Genomic DNA, 15450 nt, shown 5'->3' with positions numbered 1-15450 from the left:
GTTCAATCCTGCTTATACACCTATGGAAACTGATAACCTGCTAGGCCCTCTGAAGAATGCAACCCGCCGCGAAGTAGGTGGCGTGCAAGTTGACGTAGTGCGCACCGGCAACTCGCGCGTGAAGCGGGTGGTGTATCCGGCGGGCTTTCGGTGGTCGAAGGATATGAAGCCCATTATCGGGACGGACCTGTGCCAGCACGCGCACGTGGGGTTTCTGGCCTCCGGTCGGCTTGCTATTCAGTATGCCGATGGGGTGCAGGAGGAGTACGTAGCGCCACAGGTAGTAGCCATTGCGCCGGGCCACGATGGGTGGGTGGTAGGAGAGGAGCAAGCCGTGCTCATTGAGTTTGACTTCGAAGGTGAGACGGTGGAGCGCCTAGGCCTGACGCGGCCGTAAACCCCTGCTCATCGGTTGGGCAGCCCCACGGCCCTAGTAAACGGCAGCGCCACACGCCACAACGCCTCCGGGCTACCAAGGCCGGGAGGTGTTGTACAGGCCAACGGGCAAGGCTACCTGTGTACGGCGTGTAGCTGCGTGTTCATGAGAGTAGCCAGCACTGAGTCAGGTAGCAGCAGGCTGGAGAAGAAGTTGACTTTGGCTCCCAGCGTGGGCAAAGAGCGGGCGGCACCTTCCATGAGGGCATCGTAGCCTTCCTCAGCTACGGCGCGGGCCGAGGCGGTGTGGGCGGCGGCGCGGGTGTTTTCGGCGTGGGCGGTGCGGAAGAAGTTGGTATCAGTAGGCGGCGGGCACAGAATGGTCATGGTCACGGCTGAGCGTTGCTGCTTAAGCTCGTGCTGCACGGCCTCGGTAAAGCTGAGCACAAACGCTTTGGTGGCAGCATACACGGCCTGGCAGGGGCTAGGCGAAAATGACGCCACGGAGCCTACCTGCAGAATGCGGCCTTCGTTGCGCGCTACCATGTCGCGCAGGTACAGCTTGGTCAGATACACCAAGGAGGCAGCATTTACCTGAATAATACGCAGCTCGGTTTCAACGTCGGTGTCAGTGAAATAGCCGGTTTCGCCAAAACCTGCGTCGTTTACCAGCGCATCAATCCGCAGTCCTCGTTGCGTGGTTTCGGCGTAAAGTTGCTCGGCGGCATCCGGCTGGCTCAGGTCAAAAGGTAGCAGCACAATGTCTACTCCACCAAACTCCTGATGAATCAGACGGGCTGCTTCCTTCAACTCATCGAGGTGGCGGGCTACCAGCACCACGCGGTAATCATCGCGGGCAAAGCACCGGGCCAGCTCAAACCCGATACCGCTGGAGGCACCGGTTATTAAGGCAGTTTGGTCGTTCATGGCCGTAGGGGGTTAAGGTGAATGACACTATGTTTAATATACTGATAAACAGACAATTTATTCTTGAAAAGGTGGCTTCTGGAAGGAGTGAATTTGGGTTTCCACTTGAACATTACCTAGGTGGACGCGGCCCCTCGTTTACTAGGTGCCAGGCATGCCCAAACCTGCTTTAGTTGCACTTGAGCAAAACGCAAAAGCCGCCGCTGTCCGGCAAATTCACGGGCTAGTGAACTTGCCGGACAGCGGCGGCTTGTATGCTTGCTGAACCTAGTAGCGTGGCGCTACACCAGAAGTTTATCGGGCGTGATGGGCAGCTCCCGAATGCGCTGGCCGGTGGCGTTGAAGATGGCGTTGGCAATGGCCGGCGCTACCCCAATAATGGCAATTTCGCCGATGCCTTTAGTGCCCAGCGGATCCACAATCATGTCGGGCTTGTCCACGAAGGCTACCTGAACGGCCGGGGCATCGGCATGGACTGGTACGTGGTAATCGGCTAGATCTTTGGTGACGTAGCGGCCAAACCGGTGGTCCATCACGGCGCCCTCGGTCAGTGCCATCCCAATGCCACCCACGGCACCACCTATCATCTGGCTGCCGGCAGTTTTGTGGTTGATGATAGTGCCCGCATCGGCGCAAGAAACCATGTTGGTTACGCGCACCTCGCCCGTCATGGTATGCACCCGCACCTCGGCAAAGTGCACCGAAAACGAGTACATCGAGTAGTTCTGCCGCTCGTTGCCGGGTTTGGCTTCCGTGGTCACCTCAATGTCCTGCCCGTTGTTCTGCTTGCGCAAATCAGCAAACGAGACGTTGGTACTTGGGGTAGTGCGGAGGCCTAGTTGGCCATTTGCTAAGGTCAGGTCTTCGGGTTTGGCGGCAGCAAAGGCAGCACCGCCCAGTTGCTGCAGCTTTTGCTTAAGCGCCGTACACGCCACCAGCACCGCTGAGCCTACCGTGTTTACGGTAGCCGAGCCGCCTTGCGAGGGGGCCGTCGGGAACGTGGAGTTGCCCAGCTCAAACCGGATTTTGTTGGCGGGCATGCCTAGTGCGTCGGCCGCAATTTGTACCATCACGGTGCCGGTACCGGGCCCGATGTCGGTGGTGGCGCTTTGCAGCACTACCGTGCCATCGGCGAGCAACGCTGCCCGGGCCTTGGCCGCGCCGCGGTTAGCCCCAAAGGTTCCCACACCCATGCCGTAGCCCACCAGCCAGTCGCCGTCGCGTAAGGAGCCGGGCTTCATTTGGCGCTTATTCCAGCCAATGCGCTCGGCTCCCATCTGGTAGCATTCCTTCAGGTACTTCGTCGACCAGGGCTTGTTGTTGTCGGGGTCCACATCGGCATAGTTGCGTAGCCGGAACTCAATGGGGTCGAGGTTCAGCAGGTGCGCCATTTCGTCCATCGCCGACTCCAAGGCAAAGGCACCCGTCGCTTCGCCGGGGCCCCGCATCCAGATGGGCGTGCTAATGTCAAGCCCCAGAATGCGGTAGCGCGTCGAGACGTTGGGGCAGGTGTACATCATGCGCGTCTGCTGCAGCGTCGACTCGGTGAACTCCTCATAGCTCGAGGTCTGGCCCACACTTTCGTGCGTGATGCCTACCAGCTTGCCATCTTTAGTGGCGCCCATCCCGATGCGCTGCCAGGTGTAGGGGCGGTAACCCACCATCGTGAACATCTGCTCGCGCGTGAGCACCAGCTTCACGGGGCGGTTTGTTTTCTTGGCCGCAATGATGGCAGCCGTTTCGTGGGGCCAGTTGTGCAGCCCGTTACCGAAGGCCCCGCCCACAAACGTGGCAATCACCTTCACATTTTCTTCCGGAATGCCCCAGTCTTTGGCAAAGGCTCGTTGGGTACCTTTTACAGCCTGCACCTTGTCGTACACCGTTAGGCGGTCGGGTGCTTCCCAGTGCGCAATAATGGACTGCAGCTCCATGGGGTTGTGCATCTCGGAGGTGTGCACATACTCCACGTCTAGCTTTACAGGTGCCGTCTCGAAGCCGTTTTTCTGGCCCCGATCATAATCGTTCTGCGACGATTTGGGGTTGCGCTTGGCCTGGGTAGGCAGAAACCCGCGCTGCTTGTTTGCCTCAAAATTGGTGCGGTGCTCCTCGGGCGCGTATTGCGCTTTCACAAGCCGGGCGGCGTAGCGGGCCTGCTCCAGCGTGTTGGCCACTACAATGGCAATGGGTTGGTCGTTGAAGTAGATTTTTTCGTCGAAGAACACCCGTAGCGGCTGCCCAATGGTAGGCGGCTCATCGGGGTTCGACTTGGCCGCGAAGCCCGGTACTTTCGGCGAGTTTAGGTGCGTAATTACGGCTAGCACGCCTGGGGCTTTTTCAGCGGCCTTGGTATCGATGCTGGTAATGCGGCCTTTGGCAATGGTGCTGCCTACCAGCGCGCTGTGCACTAGGCCCGGCAGCTCGTATTCAGCCGAGTATTTGGCGGCGCCCGTCACCTTGAGCCGGCCATCGACGCGGTTCATCCGGTCGCCGACGACTTTATCCTGCAGTTGGTCTTTCATATGCGGGTAGGGCTAAGCCACGGAAGTGGCGTTTTTCAGGGCCTGAATGATGGCATTTGGGGCCATTTTCAGCTTGTAGGCGTTGTGCTTGAAGGCTTTGGCCCCTTGCATGGCTATTTCAGCGGCCTGCCGGAAGGTGGCCTCCGTAGCGGGTTTGCCAATCAGGCTTTTCTCGGCTTCCTGAAAACGCCAGGGTTTATGCGCCACACCGCCCATGGCTAGCCTAGCATCCTTAATCATGTTTCCCTCCAAGCTCAACGCCGCCGCCACCGAAACCAACGCAAAGGCATAACTGGCCCGCTCGCGCACTTTCAGGTAATGCACGTTTTTAGTGAACGGGCCATCGGGAATTTCTACGGCCGTAATCAGCTCGCCGGGCTCCAGGTTAGTGTCTTTCTGAGGTGTATCGCCGGGCAGGCGATGGAACTCCAGGAAGGGAATGCGCCGGTCTCCTTTCGGGCCGCTGACCAGCACGGTGGCATCTAGGGCTACTAGGGCCACACTCATGTCAGACGGGTGCACGGCAATGCATTTGTCGGAGAAGCCAAAAATGGCGTGCATGCGGTTGATGCCTTCCAGCGCGCCGCAGCCCGAGCCCGGCTCACGCTTGTTGCAGGGCAGGGCCGTATCGTAGAAGTAGTGGCAGCGGGTGCGTTGCAGCATATTCCCACCTACAGTAGCCATGTTGCGCAATTGGGCCGAGGCGCCGGCATTCAGGGCCTGGGCCAGCAGTGGCTGCCGCTCCAGTACCAGCTTGTCTTCGGCTACGGCACCGTTCAGAGCGAGGGCACCAATGCGCAGACGGCCGTTGTCGCGTTCAATTTTAGTAAGCGGCAGCCGGTTGATGTCGATGAGCTTGGGCGGCTCCATTATGCCACGCTTCATCAGGTCCAGCAGGTTGGTGCCGCCGGCAATAAACTGGGCGTTGGGGGTGCGAGCCAGGGCCTCAATGGCAGCTTGCTGCTTGCTGGGCCGTACGTATTGAAATTGGTTCATACCTGCTAGGCTTTACACTTTTTGTCCACCATTCTTCACTTCCTGAATGGCCGCCACAATGTTGGGGTAGGCGCCGCAGCGGCAAATATTGCCGCTCATAAATTCCTTGATTTCCCCTTCCGAATCGGCGTGCCCCTCCCGGATGCAGGCTACCGCCGACATAATCTGGCCTGGCGTGCAGTAGCCGCACTGGAAGCCATCATGTTTCAGAAAAGCCTCTTGCATGGGGTGGAGCTTGTCGCCTTCGGCTAGGCCTTCGATAGTCGTAACCTTGCGGCCATCTTGCATCACGGCCAGCGTAAGGCAGGAGTTTACGCGTTGGCCATCTACGTGCACGGTGCAGGCGCCGCATTGGCCGTAGTCGCAGCCTTTTTTGGTGCCCGTGAGGTGGAGCTGCTCGCGCAGCAGATCCAGCAGCGTGGTGCGCGGCTCTACCGAGAGCTTATATTTTTTGCCGTTGATTTCCAGCTTAAGCGGCACCTGCTCAATGGCGGCCGCCACTTTTTCATCGAACTCAGCGGCAGCGGCTTGCACCAACGGGCCAGGGGTAAAGGCTAGCGCCGTAAGAACGGACGATTGTTTGAGAAACGTCCGGCGGGCCTCGTTATGAGAGGAGGGCTGGCCGGGGGAAGGGTGGTCTGAATGTTCGTCTGCCATGATGGTCAGGAGTAAGGGCGCAAATCAAAAGGAATAGCCAGAGAAGCGGCGTTCTGCTACTGAATATACGCCACAGACGCCAAGCCGGCCAGTAAGTTGTATGCGCGGCTGAAGTCGTGCCACGCTAGCCTAGCATCGTAGTAGGCTTTGGGGAAGAAACCACCCTAGGCTTGGCATTTTACCAGGTGACACGCCAGCAGCACAACCAAGGCGGCGGAGCCAAAACGCAACAGCATAAAGACCCAGGTAGGCAGCTCAGGCTGTTGGGGGTCTAGGTTCATGTAAGGGCTAGACTAGCGGTTGCAGACAAGTAAAGCCCTAGGCAGCGGCCGCCGGCATAGATTGCAGAAGCCAATGGTAGAGCTTTTCCACGTCCGCCTTTTTGAATAACTCGGTGCCCGGGTTCATGGTAGCGGCTGTACCACAGGCCACACCCAGGCGCACCGTTTCGCGCACCGATAGCCCCGTGGAAAGCCCGTAGACCAGCCCGGCCACCATGCTGTCGCCGGCGCCTACGGTGCTGCGTTTTTTCACGGCCGGGGCCGGAATGTGGTCTACTAGGTCATGGGTAACTACGCAGGCACCCTGCGGGCCCAAGGAGGTTACCACGATTTCGCATTGGCCGTTGCGGACCAGGGAGCGGGCCGTTTCGGCCACGGCTTCGTTATCCAGCTCATCTACGCCAGCCATCTTGCTCAGCTCACCCGCGTTGGGTTTGGCTAGGTATACGCCTTCGGCCAGTACCGCGTGTAGGGCGGGGCCCGAGGTATCAATCACTACTTTAATGCCTAATACTTTCGCGGCCCGCACTATCCGAACCAGAAACTCAGGCTCAACGCCGGGCGGCAAGCTGCCACTGATGACCAGAAACTCGGGAATCTCTGTGAGCCCTTGTAGGGCAGCCAGAATATGCTTTTGCTCCTCCGTATCGAGCAAAGCGCCGGGCATGCCAAAGCGGTATTGCTGGCCCGTAGAAGCATCGACTACGATAAAATTTTCGCGGGTGCGGCTAACGGTCGGGACGGGTAACTGCTCGATGTGTTCCTGGGTCAGGAGCTCCTGCAACAGCATGCCCGAAGGCCCGCCCACCGGAAAAACCGCTATAGAGTCGGCACCGAGCCGCTTCAGCGCCCTCGATACGTTGATGCCGCCACCGCCCGGCTCGAATTTGGGGGTAGCGCACCGCAGTTTTTGGTCAGGCACGATGTGGTCGGCGGTGGTGCTTTTGTCGACGGTAGGGTTCAGGGTAAGTGTAACGATGCGCGACATACAGGCAAAGGTTAGTGAACAGTGGCAGGAGCAGTAGGCGAAGTTGGCTGGAAGTGTTTACTAGGTTATGCCGTCGGGGTTGCCTGGGCGCTTCCCGGAGCTCAGCCGCAGGTACGACCGTAGCGGCTTAGCGGACCAGTTGTACTCGAAGTTCCTGCACGGGCGCGGCGGCAAAACAAGCCGCCAGGCCCGCCGTGGTTAGCGCATCTTTCGGAAGCTCTCGGTAAGGCAAGTCAACGTAAAAGGCCTCGTCGAAGGGGAAAGGCTGCACCTGCACGTGGTGGGTGCTAAGCCAGCGTGCTTGCAGCAGCTGGCCCTGCGAAAAATTGAAGTAATCAGAAAACGGAATGCCCTCGCGGTACCACGGGTGCTCGTGGGCTTTGTCAGTGCCCGGCTCGTTTAGGCACAGGTACAACGAGAGTCGGTCGCAGAACTTGAGCAGCTGCAGGTGAAAGTCGAGGTTGGCTTGCTGAGCGGGGGTAGTAAGCCGGAGCTGGTGGCCCAGCTGGTGCTGGCGGGCCTGCTCTTGCTGCATAAACGCGTGGCCCACCTCTGATTTTGCTAGGTCAGGAAAGCCGGTATAGTGCAGGCTGCACAGCAGGCCGGCATACGGCACCATCTGGGCTACCTCCGTAACTCCCTGCTGGTAGTGCCGGACACGGGGCTCAGTGGGGTGAGTGAGAAAGGAATGCGGAGTTTGGGTCTGCTCGTTCCAGGCGGGTGCGTCGTCAAGCGGAATCCAGCCCCGGTCGTGCTGATAGATGGCGAACTCTACCTCTGGGCGATGAGCAGCATCTTCGAAATACGCTGGCTGCCAGTGCGCTGCCAGCACGCCCGCCACGTGCGCATGGTCGTGCTGGGTGATGCAGATGAAGCGGGTAGGCGTTTCACGAACTATCATGGCGACGGGATGTAGCAGCAGATAAGGTACGCAATACTGGCTCTTTTCGGCTAGGAGGGTTGGCCGGAAAGTAAGACCTAGTCAGAGAGCAGGTGCTGCTGGCGGAGCCAATCGAAAATAAGCTGATCCACGGCCGATACCTCAGGCCGGTGGCGGTACGTGAGCCACAGAACTTCCTCAATTTCGGCGGCCGCTTGCAGCTCCCCGGTGTAGCGAGCCATGTAGCACGTCATCTGAACCAGCACCTCCGGGCCGTGGCCGTGCGCTGGCGCCGTGAATGTTCCGGCGTGCACGAGGCTAGCGGGGTCGAGGTCAACGGTCAGTTCTTCCTTGATTTCGCGCACCAGCGTTTGGGTATCGGTCTCGCCGGCTTCGCGCTTGCCGCCCGGAATGTAATATCGGTCTTTGCCGCGGCTGCGCGTGCTTAGCAGGCGGCCATTGGTGAGGTGCAGCCAGGCTATTTTATCAATGAGGGGCATAGGCCAGGTAGTTTGGGTAGGAAGATGGCTAAAAAAAAGCTTGCCGACCTCAGGAGGTCGGCAAGCTAATAAAACAGCAAAAAGGAAACCGCTTAGTTTACTGCGTTGTACGGCACACCCATGTTCTGGAACAGGAACGCCCACTTGTCGGTCTGCTCACTGATAACCTGGGCCGTGGAGCGGCCGGCGCCGTGGCCGGCCTTCGTCTCGATGCGGATAAGCACCGGGGCGCTGCCCTTCTGGCTTTCCTGCAGCTTGGAGGCAAACTTAAAGGAGTGGGCCGGTACTACACGGTCGTCGTGGTCAGCGGTAGTAACCATGGTAGCAGGGTAGGAGGCGGGCTTTAGGGCGTGGTAGGGCGAGTATTTGTAGAGGTACTCAAACATCTCTTTGGAGTCCTGTGCCGTGCCATAGTCATAGGCCCAGCCAGCACCGGCCGTAAACTGGTTGTAACGCAGCATGTCCATTACGCCTACGGCCGGGAAAGCCACCTTAAACAGGTCGGGGCGTTGGGCCATGGTAGCGCCCACCAGCAAACCACCGTTAGAAGCACCCGAAATAGCCAGGTAGTCCTTCGAGGTGTAGTTGTTTTTCATCAGGTACTCGGCGGCGGCAATAAAGTCGTCGAACACGTTTTGCTTCTGGAGCTTAGTGCCGGCTAGGTGCCATTTCTCGCCATACTCGCCCCCGCCCCGAATGTTAGGAACGGCATAAATACCGCCATTTTCGAGCAGAATGATGGTGCTGGTACCGAAGCTGGGGGTTACGCTGGAATTGAACCCACCGTAGGCATAGAGCAGCGTGGGGTTCTTGCCGTTCATCACCAAGCCTTTTTTGTGGGTGATGATCATCGGGATTTTAGTGCCGTCTTTGGAGGTGTAGAATACCTGCTTCGACTCGAATTTGCTAGGGTCGAACTGCACGCCAGCCTTCTTCCACACCGTGGATTTGCCGGTGGCAATATCGTACTTGAAAATGGTGGGCGGATAGATGTAGGACGTGAAGGTGTAGTACGTTTCCTTCTCGTTTTTCTTGGCGCCGAAGCCGCCGGCCGTACCCACAGAAGGCAACGTGATGGAGCGCTCCTTCTTGCCGCTCATATCATACTGCTCAATGAGGGAGGTAGCGTCTTTCAGGTAATTGGCGAAGATTTTGCCGCCGCCGGTGCTGGCGCGCAGCACGTTTTTGGTTTCCGGAATCAGGTCTTTCCAGTTGGCTGGTTTGGGGTTGGCCGCATCCACGGTTACTACGCGGTTGTTGGGCGCGTTCAGGTTGGTTTCGATGTAGAGCTTGCTGCCCACGTTGTCGAGCACGCCTACTTCGTTTTTCTCATTGTCTACTACCTGTACAATGGGGCTGCCCGGCTTGCTCAGGTCCTGAATGTAGAGCTCGTTGCCGGTGGTGGTATTAGCGCCGCTGATAACCAGGAAACGCTCGTCTTCGGTGAGGTAGGCGCCAATGTAGCGGCGCGGGGTTTTCTCGCCCCCAAACACCAGCTGGTCGGTGCTTTGCTTGGTGCCCAGCTTGTGGTAATAGAGCTTATGAATCTGGGTTTTGCCGGCTAGTTGGCTGCCGGTGGTGGGCTTGTCGTAGGAGCTGTAGTAGAACCCGTCGTTGCCCTTCCAGGCCAAGCCCGAGAACTTCACGTCCTTGAGCGTATCACCGACAATGCTCTTATCGGCCGTTTTCAGCACAATCACCTTGCGCCAGTCGGAGCCGCCCTCCGAAATCTGGTAGGCGGCTAGGCTGCCATCTTTGGTAAAGTTGATGCCCGCCAGCGAGGTAGTCCCGTCTTTGGAAAACTGGTTGGGGTCGAGGAACACCTCAGGTGCGCCCGTGCCTAGCTGCCGGTACAGCACCGACTGGCTTTGCAAACCCGTGTTTTTTGAGAAGTAGGTGTACTTGCCCTCCTTGAAAGGCGCGCCATATTTCTCGTAGTTCCAGAGCGTTTCGAGGCGCTTGCGGATGGCTTCGCGGTACGGAATCTGGGCCAAATAGCCCTGTGTAACCTTGTTTTCTTCCTGCACCCAGGCTTTGGTATCCTCGGCCTGGTCGTTTTCCAGCCAGCGGTAGGGGTCGGCCACTTTGGTGCCGAAGTACGTCGTTACCGTGTCTACCTTTTTGGTTTGGGGGTAGGGCATGGTTTTGATAGGCCCCTGGGCCGCCGCCTGGTAGCCAGCCAGCAGGACTGCCAGCGTTGGAAATAGTCTTTTCATTGGGTAGGAATGGAAAGCAAGAGAAGAAAGCATCTGACCAGCGCAGGCTGTCAGATGCAAGATAAGAAGCGGCGCCGAGCTCTGGCTATGCTCTGGTAAGTACCTAAGAAAACAGGGCGCGCAGGGTTGTGAGCCAATTACTACCTGGCTATAACACCTGAACCGTAGTAGCCAAATGAGCCCCGGCGTGCGTACTGAATCCACTTAGCGTCAGCAAAATGCCTTTTTTACCTTCTCCTTGCTTATGCCTGCTTACTATATCGGTTGTTCCGGCTTTTCCTACCGCGACTGGAAAGGTGTCTTCTATCCGCCGGAGCTGCCGCCGCGTAAGTGGTTTGCGTACTACTGCACCCAGTTCAACACGCTGGAGCTGAACGTAACTTTCTACCGCATGCCCGAGCTGAAGGCCTTCGAGCAGTGGTACGACCAAAGCCCGCCCGATTTTCGGTTTGCTGTGAAAGCCCCGCGGCAGGTGACGCACTACAAGAAGTTTGGCCCCGAAGCCCTGCCCATTCTCGCCGATTTTTACGCCACCGTTCGGGAAGGCCTCAAGGAAAAGCTCGGGCCCATTCTGTTTCAGCTACCCCCTAAATCGGCGTACACCGAAGAATACCTGGACCGGATTCTGGAGGCCATGGATCCGGATTTTTTGAACGTACTGGAGTTGCGGCACCCGAGCTGGTGGGATGGGGAAGTGTTCCGGCGGCTGGCGCGCCACGGCGTCAGTTTCGTGGGCCAGAGCCACCCGTTGCCGCTCCCCGATGAGGTAGTTGCCAATACGCCCACCGTGTACTACCGTTTTCACGGCGTGCCGGAGCTGTACAAGTCGCCGTACAGCCCGGCATTTCTGCAGCGCATTGCCACTGAAATAGAAACGGCTGAGCAGGTGCAGGAAGCGTACGTGTATTTCAACAATGGCGTGGGCGGCGTGGGCGCCCTGAATGCGCTGGAGTTTCAGCAACTTGTAACAGCTGAGCAGCACTAGCCTCGTGTTGTAACCAAACCGGCCTCCGCTAGCTCATTGCTGGCGGAGGCCGGTTTGGCATACACTGAATTGCAGCAAGGGTGCTTAGTCCTCGTTATTCTGGTTGTTGGAGCGCCGACCGCCTTTGTCAGTAGGGCCCGTCATGCCGGTTCCGCTGTCCATGTTGCCGGCTATCTTCTGCTTGAAATCTTCGGGCCGGTTGCCCGTGGCTACGTGCGGTTGGCTTGCCTGCCCTGATAGGCCGCTGCGCACGGACCGATCCTGATCGGTAGAGCCACTGTGCTGTGCCTGCTCCGATGATTGATTGCTGATTTTATCATTCGTGTTAGGTCCGGCCTTGGGGTCGCCCTGACTGCGTTTTCCAGATTGCTTTGACATAGCGGTAGTAGGTTAACGTGACGAAAAGAGCTAATACGCAGCAGTTCTAATGGCTGAGTTTCGCCAGTGCTGCCTCCCCAAATCGTACGCGGCTGGGCTGGTGCTGTTGCATGCGTGGCAGCAAAAAACCTTGTCATAACGCGCGTTATATCTGCTGAAGGTCAGGGGTTTACTGGATTGCTGCGCCAGCGTGCAGTAGTACCAGGGTGCTAGCTCGACATAACCTTCAAAGCCTGCCGCAACGTACCTCCTGGCATACCCTCGTTTCGTTGCTGACTATGCGCAAAAGGCTATTCACTGCTGGGTTTATTTGCTTGTTGCTGCTGCTGGGCCTGCACTTTGGGCCTGCCGCGTATGCCGGCCCAAAGTGCAGGCCCAGATTCATACCGCAGAGTACTCCGCTACTCTGGTGGTTTTGCTTTTGCCTGTTGGGATACTGCTCGTTTTGGGCCTAGGTCTGTTTTACGCGCCAACCCTTCAGAAACACTTTTCAGCCCCTTCTGCTCATGACTGAACCGCTTTACCGTACCCCGCTGATTGCCGCCGGCTTACTGATGGGAGCAGGGCTAGGAGGCTTTGTGGATGGCATTGTGCTGCACCAGATTCTGCAGTGGCACAACATGCTCTCCAATCAGCTGCCGCCTGATACCCTGGTCGCGGCCAAGGTTAATATGTATTGGGATGGGGTTTTCCATGCAGCGGTGTGGGTAATGACGGCCATTGGGCTGCGCCTGCTTTGGGCCGCAGGTAGCCGGCGCGATGTACCATGGTCGGGCCGGACATTTGGCGGGGCGCTGGTGCTGGGCTGGGGCTTGTTCAACGTGCTGGAAGGCATCATCGACCATCAGCTGCTAGGCCTGCACCACGTAGTTGAGTACACGGAGAACAAGCTGCCCGCCGACCTGGCGTTTCTGGGGTTTGGGGCTGCGCAGGTGCTAGGTGGGCTTGGCCTTATCCGGGCGGGGCGCCACGATGCTACCCCGGCGCATTCCGTACGTTAACCTGGTTTTCGGCACTGCATGGCTGCTCCCACCTATCATATTGGCTGCTCGGGGTTTCATTACAAGCACTGGAAAGGCACCTTCTACCCCGAAAAACTACCGCAGCGCCGCTGGTTTGAGTTTTACGGCCAGCATTTCCGGACCCTGGAGCTGAACGTGACGTTTTACCGCTTCCCGCAGCTGTCCTCGCTGGAAAACTGGTGCCAGCAAAGTCCTTCTGATTTTCGGTTCTCGGTAAAAGCACCCCGCCTCATTACGCACTACAAGCAGTTCCACACCACCGAGCAGCTGCTCTCCGATTTCTACGGCATTGTGCAGGAAGGGCTGCGCGAAAAACTGGGGCCAGTGCTGTTTCAGCTGCCGCCGCGCCTGAGCTATTCTGAGGAGCGCCTGCACCGCATCCTGGAAAGCCTGGACCCCGCTTTTCAAAACGTGGTAGAGTTCCGGCACCCAAGCTGGTGGATGGGCCACGTGTACCAGGAGCTCGCTCAGCGGAACATTGCCTTCGTGGGTCAAAGCCACCCGTACCTCCCCGACGAGGTAGTAACCACCACTGGGCTGGTGTACTACCGTTTTCACGGCGTGCCAGAGCTGTATAAGTCGCCGTACAGCCCGGCGTTTCTGCAGCGCATTGCCACCGAAATAGAGGCCGCCCCGGGCGTACAGGAAGCCTACCTGTACTTCAACAACGATATCGATGCCTCTGCCATCAACGATGCCAAGTGCCTGTTAGCCCTGGTTGGAGTACAAACCGAGGCTAGTGGTAGCGGCGCTGCCAGATTTTAAACCAGCTTTTGTTGGCCGGGTAGCTGCGGTGCGTGGTAGCGTTGTTGAAAATGAGGGCCACCAAAAACAGAATGATCACGCCGCTCAACACGGGGCTTACTACATACCAGTACCCTAGCGCTTTCAGCTTCTCAGACCCAATAACGGCCATGAGGGCCGTAGCGCCGCCGGGCGGGTGCAGTGTGCGCGTTACCTGCATCAGAACAATGGATACGGACACGGCCAGCGCCGCCGCTAGCCACAAGGGGTGGGGGAGCTGCTGCTGCACCGTTACGCCTACCAATGCACACAGCACGTGGCCGCCCATCAGGTTGCGCGGCTGGGCCAGTGGGCTATTGATGATGCCATAAATCAGGACGGAAGAAGCGCCGAAGGAGGCAATCAGGAATAGGTTGTCGGTGGGGGAGAGGAAGGTGCTGTTAAGCCAGCCCAACAAGCCAATACCCACAAACGAGCCTAGAAACGTCCAGAGGTGCTCCCGAAAATCGAACAGTGTTTCCTGGTAGAAAATATAGCGCGCCCGGCGCATGCGGTGTCGTAGTTTCTCTCTCATCTGCAACTCCCCCAAGGCAGCTGGGTCCACCGTTCCATGCATGTTGTTGGGGTTACCAGCCGCCGGGGCCCTAGTACGCCTCAAAAGTAAGCACCCCATCGGTTAGGTAAGTACGCGGCGCTACCTACCAACAGACTGGAGGCTTGCATTTTGAAGGTAAATACTTTATCTTCAGCAAGATCCTCTACACATTACTGCCATGGAAACGAGACCAAGAAGATACATGGGCCTGGGCTACCGGCTAACGCACATGCCCTGGTGGGCCTACGCCCTCATGATTCCAGCCGTTTATCTGTTTGGTTGGCTGCTGCGCCTGATCGGCATTATTCCCGGCCACTAGCTCACCTTCCATTCCAACGCCAGCAGCCCGGAACTACCCTCTATGCAGGAGGTAGTTCCGGGCTGCTGGCGTTGCTCTGAATGGATTTCTCGGACCTTACATCACGGGTGGCATTAGGCCTGGGGCAGAAATGGGTGCCAAGCGCTGCAGAAGCGTATAGATCAGGTGGTAGATTTCCTGCAGCTGATCGGGTTCGGTAAGGGCCTGTTCCAGATTGTAGGTTAGCAGCACCTCGGCATTGGGCTCGTGGGTAGCCGGCGAGAGGGTCAGGCGCATTTCGGGGTACTTCAGCAGTGTGGCCCTGATGCTGGGGTCAGCAAGCAGGGCTTGCAGGGCGGCGGCATCATTGGTAGTAATAATAAAAGCCGCATCCACTTCCGGGTCGCCCAGCTCCACGTCGGTCAGGCCCAGTACCTTGCCAATCTCGTGTACCCAATCCTGTTTGTGCAGGGCAAAGTGAAAGGAGGGCCGACCGGGCAGTACCGCCGAAAAGGTGGTGAACTCATAGCCGCCCTCAAAGCCCCCGCCTAGGTCGATATCTAGCTCAAACCAGATGTGGTAGCCTCCCTGATGTAAGTCGGCGCTGTAATCAAGCACGTTCTCCTGCTGCGCCATGTCAGCAGTAATCTGTTGCCACAGGGCTGCTTCCGTATCGGCTGTAAAGGTGCGTATGATGGTCATAGGGGGCAGAAAAATAAGGGAGTAGTACTATCCTGAAATACCTATCAAACCCTGATAAGGTTATGCCGCACCTTTCCTTTTCCTACGTCATGGAAAGCGCGTTCTTGCGTAAATGGGATTGGTTGTACATTATACATAATCGTATAATAAATGGTAACTAAACAATAAAAAAGATTAAAATTATCTGAAATAATGATTGCGTTACACAAGGTTTATGTCTATACTTGAATAGAAGTTGATTTTGTGCTGCGGACCAGTGCTTTATAGGCGCTGGAAATGCCCTACCCATACGCCCTGCCTCTTGGCAACAGGCAGAAGGGGTTGAGGCCAGACCTAAGGCTAGTGAATTCTTACTCCATAATCCTCCCGGGTAATAGCCGGCTGTAG

At 57.6% G+C, this 15450-nt stretch carries 16 protein-coding genes; 5 read left to right on the top strand and 11 right to left on the bottom strand.

Annotated features, from left to right (window positions below; genetic code table 11):
* The first annotated feature begins 22 nt into the window (after positions 1-22).
* Positions 23-397 (top strand): cupin domain-containing protein, encoded by a 375-nt coding sequence (locus tag ACYVHC_RS07340; protein WP_460613018.1) that lies wholly within the window; start codon positions 23-25, stop codon positions 395-397.
* Between the two features lie 113 nt (positions 398-510).
* Here the strand turns inward: ACYVHC_RS07340 and ACYVHC_RS07335 are convergent, their stop codons facing one another.
* The 8 genes from ACYVHC_RS07335 to ACYVHC_RS07300 form a co-directional block, all read right to left on the bottom strand.
* Positions 511-1302, bottom strand: coding sequence for an SDR family NAD(P)-dependent oxidoreductase (locus tag ACYVHC_RS07335; RefSeq protein WP_460613017.1), 792 nt, complete (start codon positions 1300-1302; stop codon positions 511-513).
* A gap of 281 nt (positions 1303-1583) precedes the next feature.
* Positions 1584-3821 (bottom strand): xanthine dehydrogenase family protein molybdopterin-binding subunit, encoded by a 2238-nt coding sequence (locus tag ACYVHC_RS07330; RefSeq protein ID WP_460613016.1) that lies wholly within the window; start codon positions 3819-3821, stop codon positions 1584-1586.
* A 12-nt stretch (positions 3822-3833) separates the two neighbouring features.
* Entirely contained in the window at positions 3834-4817 is a 984-nt protein-coding gene (locus ACYVHC_RS07325; protein WP_460613015.1) for an FAD binding domain-containing protein, read from the bottom strand.
* Positions 4818-4829: 12 nt separating this feature from the next.
* Positions 4830-5474, bottom strand: a complete 645-nt coding sequence (locus tag ACYVHC_RS07320; protein ID WP_460613014.1) for a (2Fe-2S)-binding protein — start codon at positions 5472-5474, stop codon at positions 4830-4832.
* 318 nt (positions 5475-5792) lie between these two features.
* On the bottom strand, positions 5793-6743 hold the full coding sequence (locus ACYVHC_RS07315; RefSeq protein WP_460613013.1) for a 1-phosphofructokinase family hexose kinase: 951 nt from the start codon (positions 6741-6743) through the stop codon (positions 5793-5795).
* A 127-nt stretch (positions 6744-6870) separates the two neighbouring features.
* Positions 6871-7644: a DUF3891 family protein gene (locus tag ACYVHC_RS07310; RefSeq protein ID WP_460613012.1), complete on the bottom strand. Its 774-nt coding sequence runs from the start codon at positions 7642-7644 to the stop codon at positions 6871-6873.
* A 77-nt stretch (positions 7645-7721) separates the two neighbouring features.
* Positions 7722-8123, bottom strand: a complete 402-nt coding sequence (locus tag ACYVHC_RS07305; protein ID WP_460613011.1) for an NUDIX hydrolase — start codon at positions 8121-8123, stop codon at positions 7722-7724.
* 92 nt (positions 8124-8215) lie between these two features.
* Positions 8216-10339: a prolyl oligopeptidase family serine peptidase gene (locus ACYVHC_RS07300; protein WP_460613010.1), complete on the bottom strand. Its 2124-nt coding sequence runs from the start codon at positions 10337-10339 to the stop codon at positions 8216-8218.
* 244 nt (positions 10340-10583) lie between these two features.
* Here ACYVHC_RS07300 and ACYVHC_RS07295 point away from each other — a divergent pair, with 244 nt between their 5' ends.
* Complete coding sequence (locus tag ACYVHC_RS07295; protein WP_460613009.1) at positions 10584-11324, top strand: DUF72 domain-containing protein; 741 nt, start codon at positions 10584-10586, stop codon at positions 11322-11324.
* Positions 11325-11408: 84 nt separating this feature from the next.
* Here ACYVHC_RS07295 and ACYVHC_RS07290 read toward each other — a convergent pair whose 3' ends face one another.
* The gene (locus tag ACYVHC_RS07290; RefSeq protein WP_460613008.1) at positions 11409-11702 is read right to left on the bottom strand and encodes a hypothetical protein; all 294 of its coding nucleotides are present in this window, start codon (positions 11700-11702) and stop codon (positions 11409-11411) included.
* Between the two features lie 506 nt (positions 11703-12208).
* Between ACYVHC_RS07290 and ACYVHC_RS07285 the strand changes: the two genes are divergently transcribed.
* Positions 12209-12703: a DUF2243 domain-containing protein gene (locus tag ACYVHC_RS07285; protein WP_460613007.1), complete on the top strand. Its 495-nt coding sequence runs from the start codon at positions 12209-12211 to the stop codon at positions 12701-12703.
* Between the two features lie 18 nt (positions 12704-12721).
* Positions 12722-13489 carry a DUF72 domain-containing protein gene (locus ACYVHC_RS07280; RefSeq protein WP_460613006.1) on the top strand — a complete coding sequence of 256 codons (768 nt, stop codon included), beginning with the start codon at positions 12722-12724 and terminating at the stop codon, positions 13487-13489.
* Here ACYVHC_RS07280 and ACYVHC_RS07275 read toward each other — a convergent pair.
* Positions 13461-14042 (bottom strand): HPP family protein, encoded by a 582-nt coding sequence (locus tag ACYVHC_RS07275; RefSeq protein ID WP_460613005.1) that lies wholly within the window; start codon positions 14040-14042, stop codon positions 13461-13463. The two genes, ACYVHC_RS07280 and ACYVHC_RS07275, sit on opposite strands and share 29 nt — an antisense overlap.
* A gap of 199 nt (positions 14043-14241) precedes the next feature.
* On the opposite strand from ACYVHC_RS07275, the gene ACYVHC_RS07270 reads away from it, so the two are divergent.
* Positions 14242-14382 carry a hypothetical protein gene (locus ACYVHC_RS07270; protein ID WP_460613004.1) on the top strand — a complete coding sequence of 47 codons (141 nt, stop codon included), beginning with the start codon at positions 14242-14244 and terminating at the stop codon, positions 14380-14382.
* A gap of 96 nt (positions 14383-14478) precedes the next feature.
* Here ACYVHC_RS07270 and ACYVHC_RS07265 read toward each other — a convergent pair whose 3' ends face one another.
* Positions 14479-15063, bottom strand: a complete 585-nt coding sequence (locus tag ACYVHC_RS07265) for a hypothetical protein (RefSeq protein WP_460613003.1) — start codon at positions 15061-15063, stop codon at positions 14479-14481.
* Between the last annotated feature and the right edge of the window lie 387 nt (positions 15064-15450).

The sequence above is a fragment of the Hymenobacter seoulensis genome, assembly GCF_054780535.1.
Note: the sequence above shows the minus strand (reverse complement) of the source record. Positions and strands in the feature narration are given on the sequence as shown.